7 protein-coding genes and 2 pseudogenes are annotated in these 8495 nt (G+C 60.8%); 3 read left to right on the forward strand and 6 right to left on the reverse strand.

Annotation, left to right across the window (positions count from 1 at the left end; translation table 11 throughout):
• Position 1: 1 nt before the first annotated feature.
• The 4 genes from CQ12_RS40895 to CQ12_RS40910 all read right to left on the reverse strand — a co-directional run bounded on the left by CQ12_RS40895 (position 2) and on the right by CQ12_RS40910 (position 3284).
• The gene (locus CQ12_RS40895; RefSeq protein ID WP_057840891.1) at positions 2-1036 is read right to left on the reverse strand and encodes an adenine nucleotide alpha hydrolase family protein; all 1035 of its coding nucleotides are present in this window, start codon (positions 1034-1036) and stop codon (positions 2-4) included.
• Entirely contained in the window at positions 1033-2550 is a 1518-nt protein-coding gene (locus CQ12_RS40900) for a class I adenylate-forming enzyme family protein (protein WP_083519718.1), read from the reverse strand. The genes CQ12_RS40895 and CQ12_RS40900 overlap by 4 nt, the downstream gene beginning before the upstream one ends.
• A 7-nt stretch (positions 2551-2557) precedes the next feature.
• Positions 2558-2800: a phosphopantetheine-binding protein gene (locus tag CQ12_RS40905; RefSeq protein WP_057840893.1), complete on the reverse strand. Its 243-nt coding sequence runs from the start codon at positions 2798-2800 to the stop codon at positions 2558-2560.
• 91 nt (positions 2801-2891) lie between these two features.
• Complete coding sequence (locus CQ12_RS40910; RefSeq protein WP_157088803.1) at positions 2892-3284, reverse strand: hypothetical protein; 393 nt, start codon at positions 3282-3284, stop codon at positions 2892-2894.
• A 949-nt stretch (positions 3285-4233) separates the two neighbouring features.
• Here CQ12_RS40910 and CQ12_RS40915 point away from each other — a divergent pair.
• The 3 genes and pseudogenes from CQ12_RS40915 to CQ12_RS40925 all read left to right on the forward strand — a co-directional run bounded on the left by CQ12_RS40915 (position 4234) and on the right by CQ12_RS40925 (position 6902).
• Positions 4234-4470 (forward strand): hypothetical protein, encoded by a 237-nt coding sequence (locus CQ12_RS40915; protein ID WP_057840895.1) that lies wholly within the window; start codon positions 4234-4236, stop codon positions 4468-4470.
• A 125-nt stretch (positions 4471-4595) separates the two neighbouring features.
• Positions 4596-5683, forward strand: a pseudogene (locus CQ12_RS40920) (IS3 family transposase).
• A 178-nt stretch (positions 5684-5861) separates the two neighbouring features.
• On the forward strand, positions 5862-6902 hold the full coding sequence (locus CQ12_RS40925) for an IS110 family RNA-guided transposase (protein WP_057840897.1): 1041 nt from the start codon (positions 5862-5864) through the stop codon (positions 6900-6902).
• Between the two features lie 363 nt (positions 6903-7265).
• Here the strand turns inward: CQ12_RS40925 and CQ12_RS40930 are convergent, their stop codons facing one another.
• Positions 7266-7667 carry a hypothetical protein gene (locus CQ12_RS40930; RefSeq protein WP_157088804.1) on the reverse strand — a complete coding sequence of 134 codons (402 nt, stop codon included), beginning with the start codon at positions 7665-7667 and terminating at the stop codon, positions 7266-7268.
• 605 nt (positions 7668-8272) lie between these two features.
• Positions 8273-8495, reverse strand: a pseudogene (locus tag CQ12_RS45815) (nucleoside deaminase); the annotation flags it as partial.

Raw genomic sequence — 8495 nt, forward strand, 5'->3', positions numbered from 1 at the left:
CTCATGCGCCTCCGGTTCGACGGCAGCAGGAGTAGCACATCAGCTCGCGCTCCACGTCCGTCGCCACATCGATCGCCAGCCCCTCCGTATCCCCCAACCGCTCGGCGGCCACGTCGCGAGGAAGCGAACCGAGACGGACCATCTGGCTCATCTCGTAGTCGTAGGGGTGAAAGCCGTAGAGATTCTTATGCCGGATGATGCCGAACGCGTTCAGCCGGCAATTCGTCGAGTTGGGATCAACGTCGGCCGGCCTTCGCCATCCGAGGCCCATGATGCTTCGATATATTTCCGCCTCATCGTAACCAAGGATCGGCAGCGGGCTGACGATGTACGGGAAGGGATGCGTCTGGTATTCATCGCGTCTCAGCATCACATGGTCGTAAACCCACGAGCCCGTGCGCTCCGCCAGTATGGCGAACAACTGCCGCCGGACCGCGAACGGAATGGTGTTGTCGCGGTAAATCAGTTCCTCCTCCGACCGCAGCACCTGGCCAGGGCTGGTGCCGAGCATAACCATCGGGATCTGCTTCTCGATCGCCATGCGCAGCGCTGCGGTCAAAACCATGCGAATGCACGAGATGCAGACACCGCTGCCGAACTTGGCGAGGTAGTCGGGGTAGACCCGCGCCAGTGCGCTCGCGAGGAAGATCTCATTGACTCTATCCTGGCGGTACTTGACAATCACGTGGTCGACATCAAGCGTTGCAACCACCTTGTACATGTTGTCGAAGGCTGCCGGCGACAGGAAGCCGTTGTCAAACGTAACCGCCAGGAGATTCAGGCAGAATTTCTCCTGCAACAACTTGAGCAGGAACGTGCTGTCCTTTCCGCCGCTGAATGCGACGACCGCGTCGTATCGCCGTCGATCCGATCGGTTAGCGGCGATGACTTGATGCAGCGCATCGGCCAGTTGCGCCTGACGCCCGGACGTCGGGTCGCGCCCGACGAAATCCCGACAGATCGAGCACACGCCGTCGTCGCCGAACGAAACGTCTGGGAAGCCCGCGGGTAGACCGCACTGGATGCAGCGTCTCATGGTGCCTCCCCCACGACCACTGCCGCGCGATTGATCTTGTAGGTGCTCGTGAGCGGGAGCGCCGCGCGAAACTCGATCGTGTCCGGGCGCATATAATGCGGCAGCATCGCGCATGCGCGCGCGACATCCTGGCAGGTGACGGCCACGCCCGGCGCACGCACGACGACCGCCCGTATGGTGGGCGCGCTGTGATCGTCCTGCCCGCATACGACCGCCGCCATGGCGATGCCGTCGATCCTGGCGAGGCATTGCTCGATTTCCTCGGGGTACACCCTATGCCCGAAGCGCTTGATCATCGTGTCCTTGCGGCCGACGAAGTACAGGTACCCCTCGTCATCAAGCATGCCGAAGTCGCCGGTGTGGACACCGTCCGCCTGAAAGACGGCGCTGCTGTCCTTTTTCCAATAGCCTGGCGACACGAACGCCCCGCTGTGCACGATCTGGCCGACGGTGCCCGGCGCGCACGGCCGGCCATCCTCGTCGACCACTGTGATCGTCACCCCGGGCAGCGGCCTGCCCACCGAACGTGGCTTCCTCGAAAGCTCGGACGGCGCGAGACACGTGGAGCGGAACGCTTCAGTCGTCCCGTACATCATGTAAAAGTCTGTGGTGCCTAGCGCACGTCGAAGCTGCGAGAGCTCACGTTCGGGAAACACCTCGCCGATCAGCGAGACATAGCGGAGGTCAGGAAAAGGGCGCTCGAGCAGCGTCGCGTGGGTGTTGATTATCATCCGCCACAGTGACGGCATCGCGTGAAAGCCGGTGATTCGCTCTGTGGCGAGAGTCCGGACGATGTCGACCGGGAAGGTCGAGTCCTGAAGCACTAGGGTGCCACCGACCAGGGTCGCCGTGAACAGCTGACTCAGGGCGCCATCGAACGAAAAGGGTGTGATGCTGATCAAGCGTTCGTGCGGGCCGTTCTCCAGCACCGCGGCCGATATCACGGTTGCGTCCGTCAGGATACCATGCGTGACCTTGGTACCTTTGGCTCGCGACGTCGTCCCTGACGTATAAATAAGCGCCGCGAGATCGTCCTCGCTCACCGCTTCCGACTGGGTTGGCGGCCGGCCGGCTGCTATCGTGCCGAGCTCAAGCGCGGCAATCGTCTGGCGAAACGCTGGTGCTCGCCCGATGCGGATCCGAACATCTGGGAGGAGCCCGCGCTGCGCTGCACGGGCGATGACCGCCTCCTTGCTCGGGTGGAAGAATACGGCGGCCGGCTCCGTTTCGGCTAAGACGTATTGCAGCTGCTCATCTCGGAACGCCGGATTGATGTGCACCATGACGGCGCCGGCTTTGGCGATCGCGAAGATCACCGCGACCTCATCCACACATTTCGGCGCGTGGATGGCAACCCGCGCCCCGAAGGCAACGCGGGAACGCAGGAAGCCGGCAATTCGCGTCGCACGATCCTCCAGCTCGCCAAACGATAAGCGCTGGCCGCGTAGGACAATTGCCTCCTTATCGGGATTGTCCCGCGCCGTCCTGCTCAGCATGTCGTGAACGGGGAGCATCGGCGATCTACGCGGCAACGGTCTGCTTTTGTGCGACTAGGCTGACAAGCCCGTCGATCGTGCCGAAATGATCCATATCGACGTCGTCGCCGGAAATCTCGAGCGCGAACGCTTCCTCGAGAAACGCAACGAGAGACAGGACGTCGAGTGAGGTCAGCAGTCCAGCTTCGAACAGATTGCAGGATTGGTCGAAGCCTTTCTCACGCGAGACATCCTCGATGTACGCGACGATCGTCTTTCGTATGTCCATGTGACGATTCCCCTTGTGACGATCCGGCGCGCCCAACTGCGCTCTTTGTTCGCTAGAGAGACTACTATGTCTGCCTACTAAGCTGCGCCGGCTAGGCCGCGTTCTGGCTTGCAGGCACGACGTTCACCCAGGTGCCGACGGCGGCGACGAGGGTCGCGGGCACCGAGACCCATCGACGCAGCACTGTGTCACGCCTCACCTGGAGGATGGCGATGTGAGGAGCTTTTTCCGTCTCGGCTGCCTGCGCGTTCGCAGCCTGCGCCTTCGCCGCCGTGGCATGTACCTGAATATCGATCACGTCCTTGGGATCGATCTCAAAATGTGACCCGTTCGCCTCCAAGCAGCAGATCCGCTCATTGGCGTATACGATCGAGCCTGCGAGCGTGATTTCGCCGGGCACGGAAGCGGCAGCGGGCATCGGCGCGGATTGACAGGAAGGAGGCTCCTTATGGGGCCAAGTGGCTACGAATTCGTCGTAGTTCATTGCCGTTCTCCGTGGAATCAGAGTCAGCCGCCTGCACCATTAAACGTCCTCGCCGCATCTCGGGAGGAAAGGATCATGTTGAATCGATGCCATCGGCAGTCCGTGCTTGAATTCGGTCTTACCGGACGCCCCCCCTAAGCGCACAAAAGACTTTTGTACGATCACGCCAACCTAGCGGCCTTTTTGAGGTTCGGCGAGGAAACACCCTTGTACAAGAGCAACCATTCACTAAACCAACCATCCTATAGACCTCGACGTAGCGAAGGGGACTGGCGTAACTACGAAGATCTGCTCAGTTACCTCCGATACGCGAACGAATAAACTATCAATCTTGGTAGTTTGTGCCGGCGCCGGGGAGCAAATGATGCGTTTGCCGGCTACTACGTGGCGAGGGGAGTGTGAGGCGGCATTTCTTGGCGCGCTGGGTACGGCTCCGCCTGCGGCGTCAACGGCGAACGAGGCGCGTGCCGTCTTCATCCTTTTCCGGATCACGTGTGTGGAGGAGAGAGGATAATGGACGGATATTATTCGCGCCGAACCGAACAACGCGACGGGCAGCGCCTGGCTTCATTGAGATCGGCGACCTCTGTGCACGATAGCAAATCTCGATTGGTACGACCGCCGGCAGATTGAGGAAGCGCAACCAGCAGCGGCCGCCCACAAAAACAGCGCTCCAAGATTCTGGGTTCCATGTTCGCTGCAGGATCGAACAAGCCTTTGGCGGAGCAACTTGCGGATGGAACCGAAGTGCCAGTGGACGCCGCGCTTGCCAGTCTCGAGGACGCGAACCGAATGGCATCCCGCGGCATGGAGCCGAATTTTCCGAGCGCCTCGCTGGTCACAATCTTGGCGAGCTCGGCATTTTGGAACCGTCCGGGTTCAGCGAGCGGCCCATCGTCATTTAACGAGCTTGCTTAGCAAATCTACGCAAGCAGCAAGGGAAAACGAAATGACCAAGACGACTGAGAGTATTGACGCTGGGGCGATCTACAAAAGCGGCAAAGATCGAGAGCGCGAGACCAATGCGGATCGAGAGGCTGCCAGCGCCGCTGCGCGGGTCGACCCTGTGAAGGGCGGCATCGAGCGGCGCCCCCTCGGAGGCGACCAAGGCAGCGGCGATCTACGAAAGCCGCCGGAAAGCTTGCGCTCAGCAGGACCACGAAAAGCTGACGACGAAGAGCTCTGACCTTGCCCCTGGACTTAATCCAGATTGAAGTTCGCTCTGGCCCAGGTGACCTGCTCCCGCCAGATTAGGCCAATTGAAGCTGGAATTTTCCAACTATGATCCCGCGTTGGGACGAGGAGAGTTCCATGAAGGCATCGAAGTTTACGGAAGCGCAGATCGCGTTTGTTCTCCGGCAAGCCGAGGAAGGGACACCGATCGCCGAGGTCTGCCGGAAAGCGGGGATCAGTGACGCCACGTTCTACAACTGGCGCAAGAAGTATGCGGGCCTCATGCCATCGGACATGAAGCGGCTACGTCAGCTCGAAGAAGAGAACGCGAAGTTGAAGCGGATCGTCGCCGACCTGTCGCTGGACAAGGCCATGCTGCAGGATGTGCTTTCAAGCCTGGCCGCAAGCGCGAACTCGTCGACAAGTTGCGCAGCGACTGGAAGGTCTCGATCAGGCGTGCCTGCTCGACCCTCCGGATTGATCGTGCACTTTACGTCTATAAGTCGAAGCGCGGCGACCAGGCCGACCTCAAGCATCGCATCAAAAGCATCTGCGAGACCCGGGTGCGCTACGGTTACCGGCGCGTCCACGTATTGCTGCGGCGGGATAGCTGGTCGGTCAACGTCAAACGCATCTACCGGCTTTACAAGGAATTGGGCTTACAATTGCGCAACAAGACACCCAAGCGCCGCGTCAAGGCCAAGCTGCGCGATGACCGCAAGCCGGCGACGCGAACGAATGAGACCTGGGCCATGGACTTTGTCCATGATCAGCTGGCAACTGGGCGCAAACTTCGGGTGCTCACGATGGTCGATACGTTCTCCCGTTTCTCGCCGGCGCTGGAGCCACGGTACACGTTCCGCGGCATCGACGTCGTGGAGGTGCTGGAAAGAGTCTGCAATGAAGTGGGATTCCCGGAGACGATCCGTGTCGATCAAGGCAGCGAGTTCGTGTCGCGCGATCTCGACCTGTGGGCCTATCAGCGCGGCGTCACGTTGGACTTCTCCAGGCCGGGCAAGCCGACCGACAACGGCTTCATCGAATCGTTCAATGGCAAATTCCGCACCGAGTGTTTCAACACGCATTGGTTCATGAGCCTTGACGATGCCCGCGCGAAGATGGAGGATTGGCGTAGAGACTACAACGAGATCCGGCCCCACAGCGCGATCGGCAACAAGGCGCCGATATCGCGATTGAATGGCTCATCGGCGCCCCCGCCAGCATGAGCCTAACCCCGGAAAATTCCAGCTGGGGCTGGCCTAGTTTTGGGGAGCACTTCAACACCAACAGCCGCGGCGAACTCAGGTCTGGATAATACTTGATGTGGTGGAACGGCCCGCTCCAACAGCATCAAAGTGCTAGAACGTGGTCGTTGTTCGAACGCCACAAAGGAGGGACCGTTCCGTGAAACAGATTATCACCATCGGGCTGGATCTAGCCAAGCAGGTTTTCCAGGTTCACGGGGCGGATGCCGAGGGCTCGCCCGTGTTCAACCGGAAACTGCGACGCAGCGAAGTTCTGCGTTTTTTCGAGAAGCTGCCGCGATGCCTGGTGGGGATGGAAGCCTGCGGTAGCGCCCACTATTGGGCGCGCGAGATCGCAGCTCTCGGTCATGAGGTGCGGCTCATTCCGCTGGTTTATGTCAAGCCGTTCGTCAAGCGAGGTAAAACGGATGCGGCGGACGCGGAGGCGATCAGCGAAGCGGTGACCCGCAAGACCATGCGTTTCGTGCCGATCAAGACGGCTGAGCAGCAGGCTGCCGCGATGGTGCTGAAGACCCGCGCGCTTCTGGTCCGGCAGAGGACACAAGCAGTCAACGCCTTGCGCGCTCATCTCGCCGAATTGGGCATCATCGCCACCGCCGGCCTGGCAAAGGTTGAGGCGCTGGTCGCAATCGTACGGGACGAGACAGACGCTCGCCTGCCCGCAGCAGCGCGCTTCGCGCTGAAGGCTATTGCCGACGAGATTGAAACTTCAGCTGACCAGATCGACAGGCTCGAGCGCGCAATCGTCATGGAGGCCAAGCACGACGAGGACATGCGTCGTTTGACCACGATCCCTGGCGTCGGCCCCATTACAGCGGCGACCATCAAGGCGCTTGTGCCGGATCCCAGCGGGTTCAAGTCGGCTCGCCACTTTGCCGCCTGGTTGGGATTGACGCCGCGACCTCATTCAAGCGGAGGCAAAGAGCGGCTAGGAGGGATATCGAAGATGGGAAATCCGGAACTCCGCTCTCTCCTCATTGTCGGGGCAACGGCCGTCTTGCGGGTTGTCCGAAACGACGCTCGGGCGCGGCCGTGGCTGAAGGCGCTTCTCGCCAGACGGCCCTTCAAGGTTGCCGCTGTCGCGCAGGCCAACAAGACGGCGCGGATCATTTGGGCGCTTCTGAACAAGGGCGGGACGTACCGGCGTCCCGACCCGCTGACTACCGCGGCCGCCGTCTGATGGGACGCAGTGACCGCCAAAACGATCTGACCGGCGCAGGCCGGCAGAGGGCAAGGTGCAACAACAGACGATGAACCCATGGGACGACATCCCGAAACGAGTGAAGCTACTGCCCCCAATGCGCTCAAGCGCGTAAACTTGATTTAGCTCCTCGTTCCGCGGATCTCATCGAGGCCAGCGGCCATGTGCCGCGCGCAAAGGCCGGACATATGACCGCACCGTTCCAATGTGTGAAATCGACTGAAAAAGCTCTTGCCACGCGGGCCGTTCCACATATGGGGGCAAGGTCACGGTGCTTCTCCTTCAGCATAAACGAAGGCTGGAAGAAATTGATGTGCAGCCGTGCCGCTGCAAACAGGCGAGCTAATAAGCGAGCGGCATCAATGCCTTCAAGCCGCCCATAGCCCACCGGGCGGCGAACGACAGCTCCGTTCTTTTACTCCACGAAGGCCTGATCCCTCTTCTTGTAGGCCCTGGAACGATTACTTCGAGATCGTGAGAGCGGCACCATGACACGACCGTGTCGTTCATGAAGGCGCTGTCGTTGTCAAAATCGAGGCCACGAACGGGCCAGGGAACTAGGTTCTGCGCGACCACAAGAGCTGCTTCACGCACGCCGAGCGGAAGGCATTCGGTCCACCCCACGACATCGACCATTGTTAGCGTCTGAATGAACGCGCCGGAGACGGACGTGCCGCCGTGCGCAACCAGATTCGCTTCGCAGTAACCCGGTGGTGGTGTTCCCCAATCATTGAACGTGCGCACCGGGACCTGCCGCCGTACGGCACTGGAAAAGCCCGCCTGGCGTCGGCGTCCTCGGCTGCTGCGATCTTCACCTCGCTCAGTAGGCGATCGATCGTCGCCGCGCTCACCCTCAGAACCAGCGACCGCTCCTCGGCAGGAAGTTTCAATCTGCCGTGCCGCTCAAGTGCCGGGAGCAAGAACGGGATTATCGCGATGAGCCGCTTGCTGCAGAGCCGGTCGGAGGCATCCCATAGCGCAATCAGTGCATCGCGAATGGAAGCACCGTAGGTCCGGCCCTCGCCGCCGCGGGACGGCCGATCCCGATGACCCGTCCATTGACAATGCCCGGATCGCGTGCTTGCGATGCCATCCCGTGACGGCGCAAAGCTCGTCAAGGATCCGTCCCTTCTCGCGCCGACCGCCCGCCCGATAACGCTCGGCCAGCGCTGATGTGATCTCGCGCTTTGCGCGCATGCTGATCTTCCCTGCCATAGCAGCCACCGAACTGATTCGGCAGCTCCGCCCCAGACACGACAGGGAAGTTGTCCGGTAACATTTTTAGTGAGGCAGTGCGGGGGCAACTTTCCACGTCGCCCGACACAAGTGCGCCATCGAAATCATCGCGGCTATGCGCGCCAAAGACGGTCGAAGATCTGGTTTCTGGCCCAGTTTGCGAATCGCTGCTTCAGTCGTCGCGCCGGTTCAACGTTGGCCGCGTCCTTTTCGCTAGCACGGCCCTGCTCAACGAATATTCTTCGGCCCTCGACGACATGCCAGGCGAGCGGATGCTGCGAACGAAACAGGCTGCGCACCTCCTGGCACAAGCAGCCTGCGAGCACATAAGGTGGC

Source organism: Bradyrhizobium jicamae, from assembly GCF_001440395.1.
GTDB lineage: Bacteria > Pseudomonadota > Alphaproteobacteria > Rhizobiales > Xanthobacteraceae > Bradyrhizobium > Bradyrhizobium jicamae.

Coding starts and splice junctions, on each gene's coding strand:
- CQ12_RS40915 (WP_057840895.1), top strand. CDS start 4,234: ATGACCAAGACGACTGAGAGTATTGACGCTGGGGCGATCTACAAAAGC.
- CQ12_RS40900 (WP_083519718.1), bottom strand. CDS start 2,550: ATGCTCCCCGTTCACGACATGCTGAGCAGGACGGCGCGGGACAATCCC.
- CQ12_RS40895 (WP_057840891.1), bottom strand. CDS start 1,036: ATGAGACGCTGCATCCAGTGCGGTCTACCCGCGGGCTTCCCAGACGTT.
- CQ12_RS40910 (WP_157088803.1), bottom strand. CDS start 3,284: ATGAACTACGACGAATTCGTAGCCACTTGGCCCCATAAGGAGCCTCCT.
- CQ12_RS40905 (WP_057840893.1), bottom strand. CDS start 2,800: ATGGACATACGAAAGACGATCGTCGCGTACATCGAGGATGTCTCGCGT.